Source organism: Streptomyces sp. SAI-127 (assembly GCF_029894425.1).
Classification (GTDB): domain Bacteria; phylum Actinomycetota; class Actinomycetes; order Streptomycetales; family Streptomycetaceae; genus Streptomyces.
The window spans coordinates 6,306,942-6,327,698 of sequence record NZ_JARXYJ010000001.1 but is presented as its reverse complement, the minus strand read 5'-3'; the positions used below and the strand labels follow the sequence as shown (position 1 = coordinate 6,327,698).

Here is a 20,757-nt window from a genome sequence, read left to right as displayed (position 1 = left end):
GACAGCCCTCGAACGTTCGACGAGGAACGAAGAACGGGGTCGTGATGCGTAGCACGAGCAGCACCAACCGGAAGCCCAGGTCAGCGAACAGGGCTTCCGCGAAAACGGCGGCCGCCGCCCTCGCGGCAGCCCTCGCCCTGTCGCTCACCGCATGCGGCGGAGACGACGACAAGAGCAGTGACACGGGCGCGACAGGTGGCAAGGAGACGGGCACCAGCCTCACCCTGCCCAAGCTGAACGGCCAGAGCCTCCAGGTCGCCGCCGTCTGGAGCGGCGAGGAGCAGGCCAACTTCAAGAAAGTCCTGGCTGAGTTCGAGAAGCGCACCGGCGCCAAGGTGACCTTCGTGCCCGCCCAGGACCCGATCGTCAACTTCCTGGGGTCGAAGGTCGCGGGCGGCCAGCCGCCGGACATAGCGATGCTCCCGCAGCCCGGCGCGATCAAGCAGGCCGTGGACAAGAAGTGGGCCAAGCCCCTCGGCTCCGAGGCCAAGGCCGAGCTCGCGAAGAACTACTCGCAGGGCTGGCAGGACATCGGCAAGATCGGCGACACCCAGTACGGCGTCTACTACAAGGCCGCCAACAAGTCCCTGATCTGGTACAACGCCAAGGTCTTCGAGAACGCGGGCGCCACCGAGCCGAAGACCTGGGACGAACTGCTCACCACCGGCCAGACGGTCTACGACTCGGGTGTGACCCCGTTCTCCGTCGGCGGCGCCGAGGGCTGGACCCTGACGGACTGGTTCGAGAACATCTATCTCTCCCAGGCGGGCCCGGAGAAGTACGACCAGCTGGCCAAGCACGAGAGCAAGTGGACGGACCCGTCCGTGAAGGACGCGCTGACCACGCTGGCCCAGGTGTGGGGCAAGAAGGACTTTGTCGCGGGTGGTGCGAAGGGCGCGCTGCAGACGGACTTCCCGGCCTCGGTGACGCAGACCTTCACCGGCGGCGACCAGCCCAAGGCGGCGATGGTCTACGAGGGCGACTTCGCGCAGGTCAACATCCAGACGGCCAAGGCGAAGGTCGGCACGGACGCGAAGGTGTTCCCGTTCCCGAAGGTCGGTGACACCGCCCCCGTGGTCTCCGGCGGCGACGCGGCCGTGATCCTGAAGGACTCCAAGGCTTCGCAGGCGCTGGCGACCTTCCTGGCCTCGCCCGACGCGGCGACGATCCAGGCCAAGCTGGGCGGCTATCTCTCGCCGAACAAGAGCGTCGACATCTCGGTGTATCCGAACCCGGTGCAGCAGAAGATCGCCAAGGCGCTGATCGACTCCGGCGACGACTTCCGCTTCGACATGTCCGACCAGGCCCCGCAGGCCTTCGGCGGCACCCCCGGCAAGGGCGAGTGGAAGGCGCTCCAGGACTTCCTGACGAACCCGAAGGACATCGCGGGCACGCAGGCCAAGCTGGAGGCCGACGCGGCGGCCGCGTACGGGAACTGACGCGATGACAGCGGCCACTGAGGCAGGGGTCCCTCCGGCCCCTGCCTCCCCCAAGTCGCGCAAGAGCGTGACCGGCACGCGAAGGACCGTGGCAGTGCTGTTCCTGCTGCCCGCTCTCGTGCTGCTGGGCGCGCTCGTGGTCTACCCGATCGGGTACTCGCTCGTCCGCAGCTTCTACAACCAGTCCGGCGACGGTTTCGCCGGAATCGACAACTACAAGGCCCTCTTCACCGACGACGGCATCCGCACGGCCCTGAAGAACAACATCATCTGGGTGGTGTTCGCGCCGACGATCGCCACCGCGCTCGGTCTGATCTTCGCGGTGCTGACCGAACGGGTGCGCTGGGGAACGGCGTTCAAGCTGGTCGTCTTCATGCCGATGGCGATCTCGATGCTGGCGGCGGGCATCATCTTCCGGCTCGTCTACGACCAGGACCCGGACAAGGGTTTCGCGAACGCGGTGTGGGTGGGCGTGCACGACACGTTCAGTCAGGCCTCGGCGTTCCCGAAGGCCCACCCGGGCCGTGAGTCGCCGCTGGTGGCTCAGGGGGGCGGGTTCATCACCAAGACGACCGTCCGCACCGGCGGCACGGTGACCCTGCCCCTGGTGGGCGTTGCCCCGGACCAGATGCCCGGCGACGCGAAGAAGGCCGTGGCACCCCAGGCCGACCCGGGCAGGATCACCGGCACGACCTGGCAGGACTTCACCCGCGGCAAGGGCGTCGGCACGCTGGGCGGGGTCGACCCAAGCGAACTCGGCTACCCCGGCATGAAGATCGAGGCGGTCAAGGACGGCAAGGTCGTCGAGACGGCGAAGGCCGGGGACGACGGCACGTTCTCCTTCTCGGAGAAGGCCGACGGGGCCCAACTACGGCTTCCGGCGAGCAACTTCAAGGAGGCTTACAACGGGCTGGACTGGCTCGGCCCGTCGCTGGTGACGCCGGCGATCATCGGGTCGTACATCTGGATGTGGGCCGGTTTCGCGATGGTGCTGATCGCGGCCGGGCTCGCGGGCATCCCCCGCGAACTCCTGGAGGCGGCCCGGGTCGACGGGGCGAGTGAGTGGCAGGTCTTCCGCAGGGTCACGGTCCCGCTCCTCGCGCCCGTGCTCGCGGTCGTCACCGTGACCCTGATGATCAACGTCCTGAAGATCTTCGACCTGGTCTTCATCATCGCCCCGGGCTCCTCGCAGGACGACGCGAACGTCCTCGCCCTGGAGCTGTACCGCAAGGGCTTCGCCGAGGACCAGCCGGGCATCGCGAGCGCCATCTCGGTGTTCCTGCTGCTGCTGGTGATCCCCGTGATGTGGTTCAACATTCGTCGGCTCAGGCGGGAGGTACGGCGATGACCACTCAGGCCGAAAGGCTTCCCGAGACGGCAGCGGCCGACGGGGTGAAGGCGAAGCAGTCGCTCGGCTCACGGCTCGTCGAACGCGTCAGCGGCGGCCTGATCAGCGTCGTCCTCGTCCTCGTCGGCCTGTTCTGGCTGGTGCCGACGATCGGGCTGCTGATCTCCTCGCTGCGCACCCCGGAGGACCTCGCCGCGACCGGCTGGTGGAAGGTCTTCACCGAGCCGTCCCAGATGACCTTCGACAGCTACGACAAGCTGCTCCACAACAGCGACATCACCGGCTCCATCGTCAACACCGTGCTGATCACGGTCCCGGCGACGGTCCTGGTGATCGTCATCGGCGCGCTCGCGGGCTACGCGTTCGCGTGGATGGAATTCCCCGGCCGCGACTGGTGGTTCATGGGCGTGGTCGCTCTGCTGGTGGTGCCGGTGCAGGTGGCGCTGATCCCGATCGCCGAACTCTTCGGCAAGCTGGGCCTGTTCGGCAACATCTTCGGGGTCATCCTCTTCCACACGGGCTTCGGTCTGCCCTTCGCGGTGTTCCTGCTGCGGAACTTCTTCGCGGAGATCCCCCGTGAACTCCTGGAGGCGGCAAGGCTCGACGGCGCGGGTGAACTGCGCCTGTTCGCCAGGGTGGTTCTGCCGCTCGGCGCGCCCGCGATCGCGAGCCTGGGCATCTTCCAGTTCCTGTGGGTGTGGAACGACATGCTGATCGCCCTGGTGTTCACGGACGCCGACAGCCAGCCGATCACGGTCGCCCTGCAGACCCAGATGCGCGCCTTCGCCGACAACGTCGACGTCCTGGCACCGGGCGCGTTCATCTCCATGGTGATCCCGCTGCTCGTGTTCTTCGCGTTCCAGCGGCAGTTCGTGTCCGGCGTGATGGCGGGCGCGGTCAAGTAGCCCGTACGACAGCCGACTTGAAGGGGCGGGCCGACACCGGTCCGCCCCTTCGCGTTCGCCCGAATGCCGTACAGACCGTAACCAGGCTCCTCCATGGGGCGTTCCCGGGCAGAACTCCCGCGCCGACCCATGGAGGTGCCGTGCCCAGGTTCAGTGTCATCGTCCCCGCGTACAAGGTTCAGGCGTACCTGCACGCATGCCTGGAATCGGTGCTGTCACAGTCGTACGAGGATCTGGAACTGATCGCGGTCGACGACCGCTCGCCGGACGCGTGCGGCGAGATCGCCGACGAGTTCGCGGCCCGCGATCCACGTGTCCGGGTGGTCCACCTGGCGCGGAACAAGGGGCTCGGTGCCGCCCGCAACGCGGGAATCTCGGAGGCCACGGGCGACTACCTGGTCTTCCTGGACGGCGACGACACCCTCACCCCGCACGCGCTGCGGGCGATCGCCGACCGGCTGAAGGAGACCGGCGAACCGGACGTCCTGCTCTACGGCCACGCGCTCGCCCCCTGGTCGGGCGAGACCGTCCGCGACGCCTCCACGGGGCATCTCACCGAGCAGGGCCCGGCCCCCTTCCTCCTGGAGGACCGCCCGGGGCTGCTGCGGGCACCGACGGCGGCCTGGAACAAGGCGTACCGCAGGGAGTTCGTCGAAATCGGGGGCTTCGCCTTCCCGTCCGGCCACCACGCGGACACGGCCTGGACCTACCCGGTCCTGATGACCGCCGAGTCGATCGCCACCCTGGACCGGGTCTGCGTCCACCACCGGCAGCGCCGACGGAGCCGGCCACTCGGCACGACCGGCCACTTCGACCTCTTCGACCAGTACGACAGGGTCTTCGCCCACATCGACTCCCGCCCCGAACTCGCGCGGTGGCGGCCGGTGTTGTTCCGCCGCACGGTGGACGACCTCTGGGCGGTGTTCGCCGAGCGGGACCGTCTCCCGCGCGGCAGCCGCGCCGGGTTCCTGCGGCGGGCCCGCGACCACTACCGCGCCCACCGCACCCCGGGCCACCCGGTCCCGGTGCGCTTTTGGCTACGCCACAAGGTGATCCATCTGGGCCTGTACCGCACCTACCGGGTCGCGGAGCTGGCTCGGCGGCTCAGGCGGCGGGCCACCGGGCCGGTCGTCCGCCTCGCCAAGGCCCTGCGCGCGGCGGGCCTCCGGCTCCACTACGGCGTCCAGCTGCGCCTCCCTCTGCGTGAGGACCGGGCCGTCTTCGCCGCGTACGGGGGGCGCGGCCACGGCTGCAACCCGGGTGCTCTGGAGGAGGCGTTCCGCACCTTCGCCCCGCACATCCGCACCGCGTGGATCGCCCGTCCCGAGCACCACCACACGATCCCGACCGCGACGCGCAGGCTGCGTCCCGGCACGGCCGCCTACTGGACGGCGCTCGCCCGCTCCAAGTACCTGGTGAACAACACCGACTTCGACCGCCGTCTGGTCAAGCGGCCAGGGCAGGTCCTCGTCCAGACCCAACACGGCACGCCCCTCAAGCACATGGGCCTGGACCTACAGGAACGCCCGGCGGCCGCTGGGAACTTGGACTTCGACGAGATGCTGAGCGGCGTCGACCAGTGGGACCACCTCCTGTCCCCCAACCGCCACACCACCCTGACCTGGGAGCGCGTCTTCCCCGGCGGCTACACCGTGCTTCCCTACGGCTATCCCCGCAACGACGTGTTCCAGCGGGCGACTTCGGAGGACGTACGGCGGCTGCGCGAGTCCCTCGGCATTCCGGAGGGGTCGGTCGCGATCCTGTACGCGCCGACCCACCGCGACTACCGCCGCACCCAGTGCGTCACCCTCGACCTGGACCGTCTCCTGCGCCGTCTGGGCCCCCGCTTCGTCGTACTGGCCCGCGCCCACCACCGCCACGGCGGCCCGCTCGTCTCCCCCGCGACCGGCCGGGTCATCGACGTCACCGACCACCCGAGCGTCGAGTCGCTGTGTCTGGCCTCGGACGCCCTGGTCACCGACTACTCGTCCCTGATGTTCGACTACGCCAATCTGGACCGCCCGATCGTGATCCACGCCGACGACCGTGAGGCGTACGAGGCGGCCCGCGGCACCTACTTCGACCTGCTGTCCTTCGCGCCGGGCGCGGTCGCGCGCAGCGAGGACGAACTGACCGACATCTTCGCCACCGGCCACTGGCGCGGCTCCCGCTCCACCCAGTTGCGCTCGGCGTTCCGGGCGCGCTTCTGCCCGTACGACGACGGCCGCGCCGCCGAGCGGGTCGTACGCCATGTCGTCCTGGGCGAGACCGAGTTGCCCCCGGTGATCCCGCTCGAGGAGCGCCACCCGGTGCCGTCGGCGGCGGCGGCACGAGACCGCTTCCCGCTGGCCACCGTGCACCGCTCCGCGACGGACACGCCCGTCACCGAGACCCACTAGAAGGGGTCACCATGCCGTCCAGCCCGTCCCACCCCACACCGACCCGTCCGTCCACCTGGCGGCCGGTGGGACGACCGGGGCGCCGGCTCCGCCGCTGCGAGCCGGCGTCCGGCACGCGCTCCTGAGTGTCCGCCCCCAGCGGGAAATTGACGACAGGGCCTACCCCCGGGCCGCCTCCGGATGCAGCCGTACCCATCCCTCCCAGGCCGACGTGATCATGTCCTGGACGTCGTGTTTGGCCCTCCAGCCGAGTTCTGTGGCTGCCAGGTCGGCCGAGGCGACGACTCGGGCCGGGTCTCCGGGGCGGCGGGGAGTGACCGTCGGGGGGCGGTCGTAGCCGGTGATGGCGTTGATGTGGTCGATCATCTCGCGGACGGAGACGCCCTCGCCGCGGCCGATGTTGACGGTGAGATGGCGACCGGGGGTGGACTGCAGGGCACGGGCGGCGGCCACATGGGCCTCGGCCAGGTCGGAGACGTGGATGTAGTCGCGGACGCAGGTGCCGTCGGGGGTGTCGTAGTCGTCGCCGAAGATGCGCGGGGCCGCGTTGGCCGTGAGCTTCTCGAAGACCATCGGGACGATGTTGAAGACGCCCGTGTCGGCCAGCTCGGCGCTCGCCGCTCCCGCAACGTTGAAGTAGCGGAGGCAGGCCGTGGAGAGGCCGGTCGCGCGGCCGGTCGCGCGGACCAGCCACTCACCGGCCAGCTTGGTCTCGCCGTACGGGGACATCGGCGCGCACGGGGTCTTTTCCGTCACCAGGGGGACGTCCGGCATGCCGTACACCGCCGCGGACGACGAGAAGACGAAGGAGGGCACACCGGCAGCGGTCACCGCCTCCAGGAGGACACGCAGGCCCTCGACGTTCTCCCGGTAGTAGTGCAGCGGCAGCTCCACCGACTCGCCGACCTGCTTCTTCGCCGCGAGGTGGACCACGCCGGTGACCTCGTGGTCGGCCAGGGTGTGTGCGATCCGCTCGGCGTCCAGCGTGGAACCCACCACCAGCGGCACGTCGGCCGGCACGCGCTCGGCGACGCCGGTGGACAGGTCGTCGTACACGACCGCCTGCTCGCCCGCCTCGGTCATCGCCCTCACGACGTGCGCCCCGATGTAACCGGCGCCGCCGGTGATCAGCCAGGTCATGTACGGCCGTCCCCTCTTCGGTTGACCCGATTCCGCGTATCAGTGAACCAGGCGGCCGGGGCCGACGGGCGCCACTGCGGTGACCCCGAGTGAATGCCGGGACACGTGCGGTGCTGTTTTCCGCGTCAATCCTCGTCGGGCAGCTCGGCGTGCACCGCCGCGTCGAGGGCCGAGGTGAGCTGGTCCAGGCGGGCCCGCAGGGCGCGGATCTCGTCCACGTCGAAGCTGGTCGCCGAGACAATCCGGCGCGGCACCTGTACCGCGCGCTCGCGCAGGGCGACGCCCTCCTCGGTGAGCCGCACCTCCACCGAGCGCTCGTCGCGGGCACTGCGCTCGCGCCGGACCAGGCCGGCCGTCTCCAGTCGCTTGAGGAGCGGGGACAGGGTGCCCGAGTCGAGCCGCAGGTGCTCGCCGAGCTTCTTGACGGGCAGCTCGCCGTGCTCCCACAGCACCAGCATCACCAGGTACTGCGGGTAGGTGATCCCCAGATCCTTGAGGATCACGCGGTAAACACTGCCGAAGGCGCGGGAGGCCGCGTTCAGGGAGAAGCAGATCTGCTGGTCGAGGCGGAGCCAGTCGGTGGCGGTCGGTGGCGTGGTCATGTCTCCAGGATAGCTCTTGTGGGCCATTTAGTTGTACACAACTGAATTGTGTGCTCTACTTATGGCCGTGAGGCGGCCGCGGATGAGCCGCCGGAACAGACTTCGAGAGGGATGGTCTTTCATGGACGCGCTCTACACCGCTGTCGCCACCGCCACCCACGGCCGCGACGGCCGGGCCTACACGAACGACGGCAAGATCGACGTCGCGCTGGCCCCGCCGGTGGAGCTGGGCGGCAACGGACAGGGCACCAACCCGGAGCAGCTGTTCGCCGCCGGTTACGCCGCCTGTTTCGGCAGCGCCCTCGGTCTCGTCGGCCGTCAGGCCAAGGTGGACGTCAGCGACGCCGCCGTCACCGCCGAGGTCGGCATAGGCAAGCAGGGCGAGGGCTTCGGCCTCAAGGTCGCCCTCCGCGTCGAGCTGCCCGACACCGTGGACGCGGAGACCGGCCGCAAGCTCGTCGAGCAGGCCCACCAGGTCTGCCCCTACTCCAACGCCACCCGCGGCAACATCGAGGTCGACCTCGTCATCGAGTAGACGCCGCACGAGGGTCGCACCAGAGCTCGCCCGCGCGGGTTGCCGGCGGTTCTGGGCCGACCCGCGCGGGAGGCAGTCACCTGCTCACGGCTAACCTGCGCGGATGGTCGTTCGCGCGGAGCGCGCCTTGGGCGCCGTCATCGGTTCCGCCGTGGGGGACGCACTGGGCGCCCCCTTCGAGTTCGGGCCGGAGGGTGCCTTCTCGGACCGCTTTCCCGAGCCGGGGCACGGCAGCGAGATGTGCGGAGGCGGCGGCTGGGACCCGGGCGAGGCGACCGACGACACACAGATGGCGGTCCTGGTCGCCGAGTCCCTGGTGGAGTGCGACGGGCTCGAACTCCCGGACGTCTTTCGGCGGTTCCAGCGGTGGGCGGCGGCCGAGCCGAAGGACATCGGCCTCCAGACCGAGGCCGTGCTGAGCAGCGGCGACCCTTGGGGCATCGCCGCCGCACTCCACTTCCAGGTGAACCAGCGAGCCGCGGGGAACGGAGCGCTGATGCGAGCGGCCCCGTCCGCCGTGCACTTCGCTCCTCACGGCCGCGAGGTCACCATGGACGTCGCCCGCCGACTGGCCGCCCTCACCCACGGCGACCGGGCGGCCTGGGAGGGCACGGCCGTCTTCCACGAGTTGATACGGGTGGCCCTCGCCGGTGACGACCCGCTGGACGCCGTGGAGGCCACCCTCGACGCGGTCCACCCGGAGCACCGCCTGCGCTACGCCACCGTCCTGGCCACCGACTGGCACCCGGACCAGGCCACGGAGTTCAACGGCGCCGTATGGCCCTGCCTGGGCTCCGCGGTCTGGGCCCTGCGCACGACGACCTCGTACGAGACGGCCGTACGCGCCGCGATCGACCTGGGCGGCGACACGGACACGGTGGCAGCGGTGACGGGCGGCCTGGCCGGAGCGGTGTACGGCCTCGCGGCCGTCCCGGAGCGCTGGACAGCACCCCTGCACGTACCGCTTCCGGGCTTCGCCGACCGGGTGCTGCGTACGTCCGACTTGGCGAACCTCACTCGTCGCCTCACCGGGTGACAGAGTCGCCGGGGGGCACAGGCTGATCCGATATGCGGCTCCGCCGCGCCCCGCTCAGGCACCCACGATCGGCGCCCACTCACGAATCGCGCGGACCTCGACTCCCGGCGTGCGCCGGTAGTACGGGTCCGCCTCCAGAATCTCCTCCAGCTCCGGCCGCTCCACCGCGAACAGCAGCATCGCCCCCTGGTCGTCCTCCCACGGCCCCGCGGCAAACAGCTTCCCCTCGGCATGCAGACGGTCGAGCGCCGCGCGGTGAGCGGGTCGGGCGGCAAGACGTTCGGGCGCGGGCGTGAAGGCGAGTTCCACGACAAGCACGAGGTCTCCTTTCCAGGGCAACAGGCCAATTTTCGGGGCAACAGGCCGACGCGAGCGACGTTAGGCTCAGCCCGCCGTACAGGTCTGTATCAGCCGATGCAGCGAGGAGAGGAGCCGTCATGTCCGCACCCGACTGGCGGCGCCTGCAGGGCGTCCCGCTGTTCGCCACACTCCCCGAAGCCGACCTGCGCCGCCTGTGGGAGACCTCGGTCCCCCGCCGCTACGCCCCCGGCGAGACCCTGCGCAGCCAAGGCACCCCCGCCGACCATCTGCTCGTCCTGCTCGACGGCACGGCGTCCGCGTCCGCGACGACCACCGCCGGACGCGTCATACGGTTCGGGACGTGGGCCGGCCCCTGCGCCCTCGACAAGGTCGCGCTGCTCGACGGAGCCGGCCACACGGCCACCTTCACCGCGCTCACCCCGTGCGCCGTACGGGCCGTCCCACGCGGCCGCTTCACGGCCCTGCTCGACGACTCCGCGACGGTACGCGCCCACCTCTTCCGGCTCCTCGCCGCCCAGGCCCGCGCCCAGCAGGAACGACTCACCGACACGGCGACCCTCCCCTGCGAGGCCCGCCTCGCGGCCTGGCTGCTGGACGGACTCGGCCGGGACGGGACCGACGGCCAGGTGCCCCTCCCCGGCGGTCAGCGCGAACTCGCCGACCTGCTCGGAGTCACCCGCGTCACGGTCAACCGCGCGCTGTCCCGGCTCAGGCGGGACGGACTGATCGGCCCCACGGAGAACGGCGGCGGCCGGATCCGGGTGCTCGCCCCGGAACTCCTCGCCCTGCGCGCCGCGCAGTACAGCCGCCACAATCGCTGAGGCAGGCTCAGAGCGCCTTCAGCGCCTCCGTCGTCGCACGCGCCAGAGCCGCGAGATATCCCTTCGGCAGCTTCGGGCTGCGGATCACGACGGAGCGCCAGTACAAGGGGCCGGAGATCAGATCCAGGGCCAGCTCGTCGTTGAAGCCCGTGCGCAGCTCCCCGCGCTGCTCCGCCGCCGTGACGATCTTGCTGGCGACGCCCTCCTGGCCCTTCTGCAACGCGTTCTGCAGGGCCTCGGCGATCTCGGGGTTGCGGGCCGCCTCGGCCTGCAGGTCCGGGATGATCTGCGAGGCCACCGGGTGGCGCAGCGCCCGGGACGTCACCTCGTACAGCATCCGCAGGTCGTCCTCCAGTGAGCCCGTGTCCGGCACCGGCAGGCCCATCACCGCGATCTCCGAGACGACGTCGAGGACCAGGTGCAGCTTCGAACGCCAGCGGCGGTAGACCGCGGTCTTGCCGACGCCCGCGCGGCGCGCGATGCCCTCGATCGACATCCGTGCGTACCCGGCGGCCGCCAGCTCCTCGAAAACGGCCGCCCGAATGGCTTCCGTCACATCCTCACGGAGTACGGCGGCTCCTGCCGGGGCACGGCGGCGCGGACGGGTCTGCGGCGCGTCGGCGTTGGTCGTCATGCGGACCAGCATAGGGCGTAGCGACGAAACGGTCCCGTCCCGACGCGCGTCGCCACGACGGAACAGGTTCGTCCCGGCGTGGGGCGTGGGGGTGGACGCGTGGGCGGTCGCGTTACGACGATACGGTTACGTTCCATCGTCACCCGTCACGACGAAACGGTTGCGTTCCGACGCTCACTCGTCCTACGCTCACGTTGCGACGATACGGTCCCGTCCCGACGTAAGAGAACGTGAAGAGTCACGTAAGGAAACGCCGGATGACGGGCGCGCCGGCCGCACGCGCACCACCCCCACCCCCCGAGTGAAAGCAGCGGATGTGAGCCAGGTCCTCGACACACCGCCCCCGACAGCGCCTCCGACCGACGACGACCTCGCGGCCCTGGCCGCCCGGCACGGCCTCGCGGTCAGCGGCGCCCGCCCCTCGCTGCCGGAATACGTCCGCCAGTTGTGGGCGCGGCGCCACTTCATCACCGCGTTCTCGACCGCCAAGCTCACCGCGCAGTACAGCCAGGCGAAGCTGGGCCAGGTCTGGCAGGTCATGACCCCGCTGCTGAACGCGGCGGTGTACTACTTCATCTTCGGCGTGCTGCTGGGCACCAAGAGGAATGTGCCGGACTACGTCCCGTTCCTGGTCACGGGCGTGTTCATCTGGACGTTCACGCAGAGCTCGATCATGGCCGGCACCCGCGCGATCTCCGGCAACCTCGGCCTCGTGCGCGCCCTGCACTTCCCGCGGGCCGCACTGCCGATCTCGTTCGCCCTCCAGCAGCTCCAGCAGCTGCTCTTCTCGATGGCCGCCCTGGTCGTCATCCTGCTCTGCTTCGGCGTGCCCCTCGCCGCGTCCTGGCTGCTGGCGATCCCGGCGCTGGTCCTGCAGTCCACGTTCAACGCGGGCGTCTCGATGATCATGGCGCGGATGGGCGCCAAGACGCCGGACATCGCGCAGCTGATGCCGTTCGTCCTGCGTACCTGGATGTACGTCTCCGGCGTGATGTGGAGCATCGACAAGCTGGCCAAGGGTCACCACGACTGGCCGTCCTGGGTGGTCCCCGTCCTCCAGGCCAACCCGGCCGCCGTCTACATCGACCTGATGCGCTACTCCCTGATCGACAGCTTCCACGCGAGCCAGCTGCCGCACCACGTGTGGGCGCTCGCGGTGGGCTGGGCGCTGGTCGCCGGCGTCGGCGGCTTCATCTACTTCTGGAAGGCTGAGGAGACGTACGGCCGTGGCTGACATCGAGAACGACAAGATCCCCACCGTCGTCGTCGACGGCGTGGACATCGTCTACCGCGTCAACGGCACCGGCGCGGGCAGGGGCTCCGCCACCGCCGCCCTCAACCGCATGATGCGCCGGGGGCAGGCCGAGAAGGCGGCGGGCGTACGCAAGGTGCACGCCGTCAAGAACGTGTCGTTCGTCGCCTACAAGGGCGAGGCGGTCGGACTGATCGGCACCAACGGCTCCGGCAAGTCGACCCTGCTCAAGGCGGTCGCGGGTCTGCTCCCGGTGGAGAACGGCCGTATCTACACGCACGGTCAGCCCTCCCTCCTCGGCGTCAACGCGGCCCTCATGAACGACCTCACCGGCGAGCGCAACGTCTACCTCGGCGGGCTCGCGATGGGCATGTCCCGCGAGCAGGTCAGGGACCGCTACGAGGAGATCGTCGACTTCTCCGGGATCAACGAGAAGGGCGACTTCATCACCCTGCCGATGCGCACCTACTCCTCCGGCATGGCGGCCCGACTGCGCTTCTCCATCGCCGCCGCCAAGGACCACGACGTCCTGCTCATCGACGAAGCCCTCGCCACCGGCGACCGCTCCTTCCAGAAGCGCTCCGAGGCCCGCATCCGCGAGCTTCGCGAGACCGCGGGCACGGTGTTCCTGGTAAGCCACAGCAACAAGTCGATCCGCGACACCTGCGACCGGGTGCTCTGGCTGGAGCGCGGTGAACTGCGCATGGACGGCCCGACCGACGAGGTCCTGGCGGCCTACGAGGACTTCACGGGCGGCCCGGACAAGGCGAAGCCGAAGGTCGCGGCCTGACCCACGGCTTTCGCACCACGACGACGAGGGCGCCCGGAACTTCACCGTTCCGGGCGCCCTCGTCGTCGTATCACTTATGGATGCTGACGCTCACTCATGAATGCTGCCGCAGCAGCGTCCGCATGGTGCGCATCGCCACCGACAGGTTGGCCAGGTCGAACGCGTCCGAGCCCTGGATCTCGTCCAGCGTGGTGCGCGCCCGGCTCAGGATCGGGGCGTTCTTCTCCTCCCAGGCCTTGAAGCGCTGCTCGGGGGTCGAGGTGCCGTTGCCGACGGCCAGGACGTCCGCGGTGAGCGCCTGGTGGGCCGCGTAGAGGTCCTCGCGGATGGAGGCGCGGGCCATGGACTGCCAGCGGTCGGCGCGGGGCAGCTCGATGATGCGGTCCATGAGCTGGGTGATGTGGAGACGGTCGGCGAGGTCGTAGTACACCTCGGCGACGTCCATCGGGTCGCGGCCCATCCGGTCGGCCACCGAGACGATGTCCAGCGTCGGGAAGGCGGAGGAGAACCCGGCCACGCGCGTGGCGAGTTCGTCCGGGACGCCGGCGCCGCTGAGCTCGTCGTAGATCTTCTGGTACCACTCCAGGTCGGCGCCCCGCAGCAGCTTCGGCAGCTGCGACCACACCTGTTCGACGCGGTCGCCGAAGAACTCGACGGTCTCGGCGAGCTGGAGCGGCTGCGGCCGGTTGTTGAGCAGCCAGCGCGTGCCGCGCTCGACCAGTCGGCGCGAGTGCAGCCGGATCCGGGTCAGTACGGCGGCCTCGACCCGGTTGTCGAGGGCCTCGACCCCGTCCCACACCACGCCGGAGCGGAAGATGGCGCGGGCCACGGTCTGCGCCCGGACGATCTCCTCGAGCGAGGCGCCGGTCTCCTCGCGCAGGCGGTGCAGATAGGTCGTACCACCGGTGTTGACCGTGTCGTTGACCAGGACGGTCGTGGTGATCTCGCGGTGCAGCGGGTGGTTGTCGATGTGCTCGGGGAACTTCTCGCGCAGCGCGGCCGGGAAATACGTGTGCAGCAGGCCGTGCAGATAGGGGTCGTCCGGCAGCGACGTGTGCAGCAGCTCATCGGCGACCGTGATCTTCGTGTACGCCAGCAGGACGGCCGTCTCCGGGCTGGTCAGGCCCTGTGCGGCACCGAGGCGTTCGCGGATCTGACGGTCGGTGGGCAGGAACTCCAGGGCCCGGTCGAGGTGGCCCTCGCGCACCAGGTGGCGCATGAAGCGCTGCTGGGCGTGGAGCATGTCCTTGGACTGGGCGAGCGCGTTGGCGATGGCGGTGTTCTGCGCGTAGTTGTTGCGCAGGACCAGGCGGCCGACCTCGTCGGTCATCTCGGCGAGCAGCTTGTTGCGCTGCTTGACCGTCATGTCGCCGTCGGTGACCAGGCCGTTGAGCAGGATCTTGATGTTCACCTCGTGGTCGGAGGTGTCCACACCGGCGCTGTTGTCGATGGCGTCGGTGTTGATCTTCCCGCCGTGCAGCGCGAACTCGATCCGGCCGAGCTGGGTCAGGCCCAGGTTTCCGCCCTCGCCGACGACCCGCACCCGAAGGTCGGCGCCGTCGACGCGGATCGGGTCGTTGGCCTTGTCGCCGACGTCCGCGTGGGTCTCGGTGGAGGCCTTCACATACGTGCCGATGCCGCCGTTCCACAGCAGGTCCACCGGCGCCTTGAGGATCGCCTTCATCAGGTCGGCCGGGGTCATCTTGGCGACCTTGTCCTCGATGCCGAGGGCCTCGCGGATGTGGGCGTTGACCGGGATGGACTTGGCGGTACGGGGGAAGATGCCGCCGCCCGCCGAGATCAGGTCGGTGCTGTAGTCGGCCCAGCTGGAGCGCGGGAGCTCGAAGACGCGGCGGCGCTCGGCGTAGGAGGTGGCCGCGTCGGGCTTCGGGTCGATGAAGATGTGCCGGTGGTCGAAGGCGGCGACCAGGCGGATGTGCTCGGACAGCAGCATGCCGTTGCCGAACACGTCACCGGACATGTCGCCGATACCGACGACGGTGAAGTCCTCGGACTGGGTGTCGACGGCCAGTTCGCGGAAGTGCCGCTTGACGGACTCCCAGGCACCGCGGGCGGTGATGCCCATGCCCTTGTGGTCGTAGCCGGCCGAGCCGCCGGAGGCGAAGGCGTCACCGAGCCAGAAGTTGTACTGCTCGGCGACCCCGTTGGCGATGTCCGAGAAGGTCGCGGTGCCCTTGTCGGCGGCGACGACCAGGTAGGTGTCGTCCTCGTCGTGCCGTACGACGTCGGCGGGCGGGACGACTTCACCGGCCACCATGTTGTCGGTGATGTCGAGCAGCGCCGAGATGAACGTCTTGTAGCTGGCGATGCCCTCGGCCAGCCACGCGTCTCGGTCGACGGCCGGGTCCGGCAGCTGCTTGGCGACGAAGCCGCCCTTGGCGCCGACCGGCACGATGACGGTGTTCTTCACCATCTGCGCCTTGACCAGGCCGAGGATCTCGGTGCGGAAGTCCTCACGCCGGTCGGACCAGCGCAGACCGCCGCGCGCGACCTTGCCGAAGCGCAGGTGCACGCCTTCGACACGCGGCGAGTAGACCCAGATCTCGAACGCCGGGCGCGGGGCCGGGAGGTCGGGGATGGCCTGCGGGTCGAACTTCATGGAGACGTAGTCGTGCGGCTTGCCGCCCGCGGCCTCCTGGAAGAAGTTGGTGCGCAGGGTCGCCTTGATGACGGTCAGGAAGGAGCGGAGAATCCTGTCCTCGTCCAGCGAAGCCACCTGGTCGAGGGCCGCGTCGAGCTCCTCCAGGAGGGCGTCCACGAGTTCGTGGCCCGCGCGCTGGCGGTCCGGCGACATCCGTGCCTCGAACAGGGAGACGAGCAGCCGGGTGGTGTGAACGTTGTTGCGGAGGGTGTCCTCCATGTAGTCCTGGCTGAACGTCGAGCCCGCCTGGCGCAGGTACTTGGCGTACGCCCGCAGCACCATCGCCTGGCGCCAGCCCAGGCCGGCGCTCAGCACCAGGGCGTTGAAGCCGTCGTTCTCCGCCTTGCCGGTCCAGGTGGCGGCGAAGGCCTCCTGGAAGCGCTCGCGGCCGTCGTCACCGAGGTAGTCGCCGCCGCTCTGCGACTTGGGCATGCGCAGGCCGAAGTCGTAGATCCAGGCGATGCTGCGGTCCGAGCAGCGCAGTTCGTAGGGCCGCTCGTCCGTCACCTCGACGCCGAGCCGGCTGAGGACCGGCAGCACGGCGGACAGGGAGATGGCGTCGCCCTTGCGGTAGATCTTGAAGCGGCGCTCCTCGGGGGCGGCACCCACCGGCTCGTAGAGGCTGAGCGCGAAGTCCTTCTCCTCGCCGAGCCGTTCGAGGTGGATGAGGTCGGCGACCGCGGAGCGCGGGGTGTGGTCGGCCTTGTAGCCCTCGGGGAAGGCGTTGCCGTAGCGGCGCGACAGCTCGGCGGCGCGCTCCTCGCCGAGCTCGGCGTTGAGTGCCTCGTTCCAGCCGTCGGCCCAGGAGCGGGCGGCCTCGACCAGGCGGGCCTCGATGCGCTCCTTGTCGCTGTCGCTGAGCTGCGAGAGCTCGGTGCCCTGCGGAACGCGGACCACGAAGTGCAGCCGGGACAGGATCGACTCGGTGTTCCAGGCGGTGAAGTCAACGCTGATGCCGTCGAGTTCTTCCTTCAGGATGTCGATGATCCTGAGGCGGACGCCGGTGGTGTAGCGGTCGCGGGGCAGGTAGACGAGGGCCGAGTAGTAGCGGCCGTACTCGTCCTGGCGCAGGTAGAGGCGCAGCCGCCGCCGCTCCTGGAGGTACAGCACGGAGGTGGCGATGGACTCCAGCTCGTCGGCGGGGGTCTGGAAGAGCTCGTCGCGCGGATAGGTCTCCAGGATCTGGAGCAGGTCACGGCCGTCGTGGCTGTTGGGCGAGAACCCGGCCCTTTCGAGCACTTCGTCCACCTTGCGCCGAATGACCGGAACCCGGCGCACCGATTCGGTGTAGGCGGCGGAGGAGAACAGTCCGAGGAAACGCCGCTCGCCGACGACATTGCCGTCCGCGTCGAACTTCTTGACACCGATGTAGTCGAGATACGACGGCCGGTGCACCGTTGCCCGGCTGTTGGCCTTGGTCAGCACGAGCAGCTTGTGCTCGCGGGCCTTCGCGCGGGCGTCGGCGGGCAGCCGCTCGAAGGACGGGCTGACCGGGTGGCCCTCCTCGCCGGCGTGCTGCGGGTCGGAGCGCAGGATGCCGAGGCCGGTGCCGGGGACTGCCGCGAGGGAGTCGTCCGCCCTGAGCTGGTACTCCCGGTAGCCCAGGAAGGTGAAGTGGTCGGCGGCCAGCCAGCGCAGCAGCTCGCGGGCCTCGTCGATCTCCATGTCGCGCAGATCAGTGGCGACAGGCTCGGCGGGCAGTTCGTCGGCCATGCGCAGGGCCGCGTCCCGCATCTTCTCCCAGTCCTCGACGGCCTCCCGGACATCGGACAGGACGCGCAGCAGGTCGGCGGTGATCTGCTTCAGGTCGCCGCGGTCGGTCTCGCGGTCGATCTCGACGTGGATCCAGGACTCGGTGTGCGCGTCGTGCGGCAGATCGCCGACGGGCGGGAGGGTGAGGACCTCGATCAGCTTGCCGGTGAGGTCACGGCGGACGACGACCTGGGGGTGGATGACGACATGGATGCCGCGCCCCTGCCGGGTCAGCTCATTGGTGACGGAGTCGACGAGGAACGGCATGTCGTCGGTGACGACCTCGACGACCGTGTGGGTGCACGTCCATCCGTTCTCCTCCACCGTGGGCGTGTGCACCCGCACGTTGGCCGTGCCCTGCGGGCGCGTCTCGCCCAGCCGGAAGTGGGAGAGAGCGGCTCCGTAGATGTCGACCGGGTCGCGGTCGGTGAGGTCCTCCGGGGCCGTGTGCAGGTAGTAGCGCTGGAGGAACGCGAGGACGGTCTCGCTGTCCGGGGTGTCCGGGGCGCGGGGGGTGTCCTCGTCCGTCGACCCAGTCGGTAGGTGCACCCCGGCCGGGCTGTTCTCAGCTACCCGTGCGGCCCTCTCGAGCAGCTCGGCCTTGGCTTCGTCCAGCTTGGTCTGCATTGTCCTCTGACTCCTGTCGCGCGCCGTTGCGTGACGTAGAAGGAAGTACGGTCTCTTCCCCTGCGGCTCGACGCCACGGCCCGGGGTCTCCGGTCTGCTCCGACGCTATGCCGCAAGGTGAGATGAGCGGGGGTATATCAGCCATTCTCGACACGCCCGCCAGGTGTGACGCTGCTCTCTGCCGCGCTGGTGACGAGGGTGCACTCGGCGTCATGAGGGCCCTTACGGCCCCGTCCCGCCCGCGAGGACCAGCGGCCGCCGCCCGGCCACGGAGGTGTTCCGTGCGCACCGGGCGCAGGGCGGGGGCCACAGCGCCCCCGCGAACTATCGCGCTGATCACGCCACCAAGGCTATCGCTCCTTACAGGGGGGCCGTCATGAGCCGTATGTGTACAAAACCGGGGGTGGAACTTTGACACTCTGCACAGTGCCCACATCGCATCCGGGCCATGACCTTCTCCCCTCCCCTTCGCGCGCCCCCTTGGCAAGCACGCCTCCACGGTGCACGTTGCCGACATGACCGTAAAAATCCTCATCGTCACCGGCGACGCAGCAGAGTCGCTGGAGGTCCTGTACCCCTACCAGCGCCTCCGTGAGGAGGGCTACGAGGTCCACATCGCGGCCCCCGCCCGCAAGACGCTCCGCTTCGTCGTCCACGACTTCGAACCCGGCTTCGACACCTACACCGAGAAGCCCGGCTACACCTGGCCCGCCGACCTGGCCTTCGCCGAGGTCGACGCCGGTCAGTACGCCGCCCTCGTCATCCCCGGCGGCCGCGCCCCCGAGTACCTGCGCAACGACCCCGAGCTCCGCAAGATCCTCAAGTCCTTCTTCGACGCGGACAAGCCGGTCGCCCAGATCTGCCACGGCCCGCTGCTCACCGCCGCGATCGACGGTCTCCGCGGCCGCCGCGTCACGGCCTATCCGGCCCTGGAACCCGACATGCAGTCCGCCGGCGCCGCTTTCCAGGACGCCGAGGTGGTGGTCGACGGCACCCTGGTCTCCTCCCGCGCCTGGCCGGACCACTCGGGCTGGATGCGGGAGTTCTTGAAGGTGCTCGGGGCGAAGGCACCGGTGACGTAGCCGACGCGGCACCTGCGTGCCGGCGTGGTCGCGGAACCGGCGGGAACCGTCACGCCGCTATTCGCTCGGCCTCCGCCACCGCCTCCGCCAGGGTGTCCACGACCGGCACCCCCGCCACCTCGAGACTGGCCCGGCTGTGCGACCCCCCGGTGTAGAGCACGGCCCGGGCCCCCACCCGCATCGCCGCCACCGCGTCATCCGCGGCGTCCCCGATCACCACGGTCCGGGCCGCCTCGACCCCCGCCAGCGCGGCTATATGCCGCTCCATGTGCTCCGACTTGCTCCCCCCGGACGGCCCGGTCCGCCCGTCCACCCGCAGGAAGTGCGCCTCGATCCCGAACCCCCGCACCAACGGCAGCAGCTCGTCATGCACGTACATGCTGAGGATCGACTGGCTGTGCCCGGCCGACCGCCATCCCGCGAGCAGCTCCACCGCCCCGTCGGTGAGGCCGCACCCGACCCGGTGCTCGGTGTAGTACCGATGGAAGGTCTCGTCCATGACCTCCCACTCCGCGTCGGTGGGCAGCCGGCCGAGCAGCCGCTCGTAGAACTTCGGCACCGGCACGCAGTACAGCGTCCGGTACTGCTCCATCGTGATCGGCGCGAGCCCCAGCTCCCCGAACGCCGCGTTCGTCGCCCCGATGATCGCGTCGTTGTCGTGGAACAGCGTGCCGTTCCAGTCCCAGACGATGTGCGCCCCTGTCAGCTTCCCCATGCCAAAAAAGTACCCGCCCCCACTGACAATCAAGAGATCAGCAGGTCACAGTGGGTAAAGCCGCAGCCCGACAGGACGGATCACGGCTCAGCCGCCCAGTCCCACGAGATTCGGGATCTCCTGCGTCGCGTACCACAGCAGCTCGTGGTCCTCGGCCCCGTCCACGACGAACTGCGCGTCGTCGTCCCCGGCGTCGGCCGCCTCCAGCGCCTCCGCGGCGGCGGTGACGTCCTCCTCCGCGTCGCCCGAGTCGACGTGCACCGCGGCCGCCTTGGCCAGCCTGACCGTCCCGGCCACCCGCACCTCACCGAGCGCCGAGGGATCCAGCGCCCGGTCGGGGTCGGCGACCGCCGCCCCGTCGGCCACGTCGACGGCCACCACGACCCGGCGCCGCGCCGCGCCGGCGTCCGCCGCGAGCAGCCGCAGCGAGGCCAGCGCGGCCCGGTTCAGCGCCGCGTACTCCAGCTCCTCGATGTCGTCGGAGAGATACCACTCGCGCAGAGCGGGCGTGACGGCGTAGGCGAGGAGCGGTCCGGCCCCCAGCTCACCCGTCTTGTACGCCTCGGCGAGACCGGAGAGGGTCAGGGGGACGTAGACGCGCATGGCTGGCCGCTTTCGTGGTCGGAGAACGTGATCGGAAGGGCTCCGCGAAGGCCTTCAGGATACGTGCGGGCGTCCCCTTTCGAGTCCCTGCCCA

Annotated in this window: 17 protein-coding genes; 10 read left to right on the top strand and 7 right to left on the bottom strand. The window is 69.9% G+C overall.

All coding sequences use genetic code 11. The features are described 5' to 3' along the window. Positions 1-44: 44 nt before the first annotated feature. From M2157_RS29180 to M2157_RS29165, 4 genes are all read left to right on the top strand, one after another. Entirely contained in the window at positions 45-1,439 is a 1,395-nt protein-coding gene (locus tag M2157_RS29180; protein ID WP_280866654.1) for an ABC transporter substrate-binding protein, read from the top strand. A gap of 4 nt (positions 1,440-1,443) precedes the next feature. Then, positions 1,444-2,787, top strand: a complete 1,344-nt coding sequence (locus tag M2157_RS29175; protein ID WP_280866653.1) for a sugar ABC transporter permease — start codon at positions 1,444-1,446, stop codon at positions 2,785-2,787. Continuing rightward, a complete protein-coding gene (locus M2157_RS29170; RefSeq protein ID WP_280866652.1) occupies positions 2,784-3,692 on the top strand; it encodes a carbohydrate ABC transporter permease in 909 nt (302 codons plus the stop codon). Before M2157_RS29175 ends, M2157_RS29170 begins: the two co-directional genes overlap by 4 nt. A 140-nt stretch (positions 3,693-3,832) precedes the next feature. Next, a complete protein-coding gene (locus M2157_RS29165; RefSeq protein ID WP_280866651.1) occupies positions 3,833-6,091 on the top strand; it encodes a bifunctional glycosyltransferase family 2 protein/CDP-glycerol:glycerophosphate glycerophosphotransferase in 2,259 nt (752 codons plus the stop codon). Between the two features lie 159 nt (positions 6,092-6,250). On the opposite strand, the gene galE is transcribed toward M2157_RS29165, so the two are convergent. Further along, entirely contained in the window at positions 6,251-7,231 is a 981-nt protein-coding gene (gene galE, locus M2157_RS29160) for a UDP-glucose 4-epimerase GalE (protein ID WP_280866650.1), read from the bottom strand. 125 nt (positions 7,232-7,356) lie between these two features. Beyond that, positions 7,357-7,833 (bottom strand): MarR family transcriptional regulator, encoded by a 477-nt coding sequence (locus tag M2157_RS29155; RefSeq protein WP_280866649.1) that lies wholly within the window; start codon positions 7,831-7,833, stop codon positions 7,357-7,359. Positions 7,834-7,954: 121 nt separating this feature from the next. Here M2157_RS29155 and M2157_RS29150 point away from each other — a divergent pair, with 121 nt between their 5' ends. Together M2157_RS29150 and M2157_RS29145 are read left to right on the top strand one after the other, a co-directional pair. Further along, on the top strand, positions 7,955-8,368 hold the full coding sequence (locus tag M2157_RS29150; protein ID WP_125192855.1) for an organic hydroperoxide resistance protein: 414 nt from the start codon (positions 7,955-7,957) through the stop codon (positions 8,366-8,368). Between the two features lie 103 nt (positions 8,369-8,471). After that, the gene (locus M2157_RS29145) at positions 8,472-9,404 is read left to right on the top strand and encodes an ADP-ribosylglycohydrolase family protein (RefSeq protein WP_280866648.1); all 933 of its coding nucleotides are present in this window, start codon (positions 8,472-8,474) and stop codon (positions 9,402-9,404) included. A 54-nt stretch (positions 9,405-9,458) separates the two neighbouring features. Here the strand turns inward: M2157_RS29145 and M2157_RS29140 are convergent, their stop codons facing one another. Continuing rightward, a complete protein-coding gene (locus M2157_RS29140) occupies positions 9,459-9,722 on the bottom strand; it encodes a YciI family protein (RefSeq protein ID WP_280866647.1) in 264 nt (87 codons plus the stop codon). A gap of 119 nt (positions 9,723-9,841) precedes the next feature. Between M2157_RS29140 and M2157_RS29135 the strand changes: the two genes are divergently transcribed. Then, the gene (locus M2157_RS29135) at positions 9,842-10,546 is read left to right on the top strand and encodes a Crp/Fnr family transcriptional regulator (protein WP_280858028.1); all 705 of its coding nucleotides are present in this window, start codon (positions 9,842-9,844) and stop codon (positions 10,544-10,546) included. 7 nt (positions 10,547-10,553) lie between these two features. Here M2157_RS29135 and M2157_RS29130 read toward each other — a convergent pair whose 3' ends face one another. Further along, positions 10,554-11,192 (bottom strand): TetR/AcrR family transcriptional regulator, encoded by a 639-nt coding sequence (locus tag M2157_RS29130; protein ID WP_280858029.1) that lies wholly within the window; start codon positions 11,190-11,192, stop codon positions 10,554-10,556. A 304-nt stretch (positions 11,193-11,496) separates the two neighbouring features. On the opposite strand from M2157_RS29130, the gene M2157_RS29125 reads away from it, so the two are divergent. Then, positions 11,497-12,414 (top strand): ABC transporter permease, encoded by a 918-nt coding sequence (locus tag M2157_RS29125; protein ID WP_280858030.1) that lies wholly within the window; start codon positions 11,497-11,499, stop codon positions 12,412-12,414. Continuing rightward, entirely contained in the window at positions 12,407-13,222 is an 816-nt protein-coding gene (locus tag M2157_RS29120) for an ABC transporter ATP-binding protein (protein WP_280858031.1), read from the top strand. The genes M2157_RS29125 and M2157_RS29120 overlap by 8 nt, the downstream gene beginning before the upstream one ends. A 94-nt stretch (positions 13,223-13,316) precedes the next feature. Here M2157_RS29120 and M2157_RS29115 read toward each other — a convergent pair whose 3' ends face one another. After that, entirely contained in the window at positions 13,317-18,263 is a 4,947-nt protein-coding gene (locus tag M2157_RS29115) for an NAD-glutamate dehydrogenase (RefSeq protein WP_280866646.1), read from the bottom strand. A 515-nt stretch (positions 18,264-18,778) separates the two neighbouring features. Here M2157_RS29115 and M2157_RS29110 point away from each other — a divergent pair. Then, complete coding sequence (locus M2157_RS29110) at positions 18,779-19,345, top strand: DJ-1/PfpI family protein (RefSeq protein WP_266528590.1); 567 nt, start codon at positions 18,779-18,781, stop codon at positions 19,343-19,345. 49 nt (positions 19,346-19,394) lie between these two features. On the opposite strand, the gene M2157_RS29105 is transcribed toward M2157_RS29110, so the two are convergent. Together M2157_RS29105 and M2157_RS29100 are read right to left on the bottom strand one after the other, a co-directional pair. Next, positions 19,395-20,060, bottom strand: a complete 666-nt coding sequence (locus tag M2157_RS29105) for an HAD hydrolase-like protein (RefSeq protein WP_280858032.1) — start codon at positions 20,058-20,060, stop codon at positions 19,395-19,397. An 87-nt stretch (positions 20,061-20,147) separates the two neighbouring features. Beyond that, positions 20,148-20,663, bottom strand: a complete 516-nt coding sequence (locus M2157_RS29100) for a hypothetical protein (protein WP_280866645.1) — start codon at positions 20,661-20,663, stop codon at positions 20,148-20,150. Between the last annotated feature and the right edge of the window lie 94 nt (positions 20,664-20,757).

Coding starts and splice junctions, on each gene's coding strand:
- M2157_RS29180 (WP_280866654.1), top strand. CDS start 45: ATGCGTAGCACGAGCAGCACCAACCGGAAGCCCAGGTCAGCGAACAGG.
- M2157_RS29175 (WP_280866653.1), top strand. CDS start 1,444: ATGACAGCGGCCACTGAGGCAGGGGTCCCTCCGGCCCCTGCCTCCCCC.
- M2157_RS29170 (WP_280866652.1), top strand. CDS start 2,784: ATGACCACTCAGGCCGAAAGGCTTCCCGAGACGGCAGCGGCCGACGGG.
- galE (WP_280866650.1), bottom strand. CDS start 7,231: ATGACCTGGCTGATCACCGGCGGCGCCGGTTACATCGGGGCGCACGTC.
- M2157_RS29155 (WP_280866649.1), bottom strand. CDS start 7,833: ATGACCACGCCACCGACCGCCACCGACTGGCTCCGCCTCGACCAGCAG.
- M2157_RS29150 (WP_125192855.1), top strand. CDS start 7,955: ATGGACGCGCTCTACACCGCTGTCGCCACCGCCACCCACGGCCGCGAC.
- M2157_RS29145 (WP_280866648.1), top strand. CDS start 8,472: ATGGTCGTTCGCGCGGAGCGCGCCTTGGGCGCCGTCATCGGTTCCGCC.
- M2157_RS29135 (WP_280858028.1), top strand. CDS start 9,842: ATGTCCGCACCCGACTGGCGGCGCCTGCAGGGCGTCCCGCTGTTCGCC.
- M2157_RS29130 (WP_280858029.1), bottom strand. CDS start 11,192: ATGCTGGTCCGCATGACGACCAACGCCGACGCGCCGCAGACCCGTCCG.
- M2157_RS29115 (WP_280866646.1), bottom strand. CDS start 18,263: ATGCAGACCAAGCTGGACGAAGCCAAGGCCGAGCTGCTCGAGAGGGCC.
- M2157_RS29110 (WP_266528590.1), top strand. CDS start 18,779: ATGACCGTAAAAATCCTCATCGTCACCGGCGACGCAGCAGAGTCGCTG.
- M2157_RS29105 (WP_280858032.1), bottom strand. CDS start 20,060: ATGGGGAAGCTGACAGGGGCGCACATCGTCTGGGACTGGAACGGCACG.
- M2157_RS29100 (WP_280866645.1), bottom strand. CDS start 20,663: ATGCGCGTCTACGTCCCCCTGACCCTCTCCGGTCTCGCCGAGGCGTAC.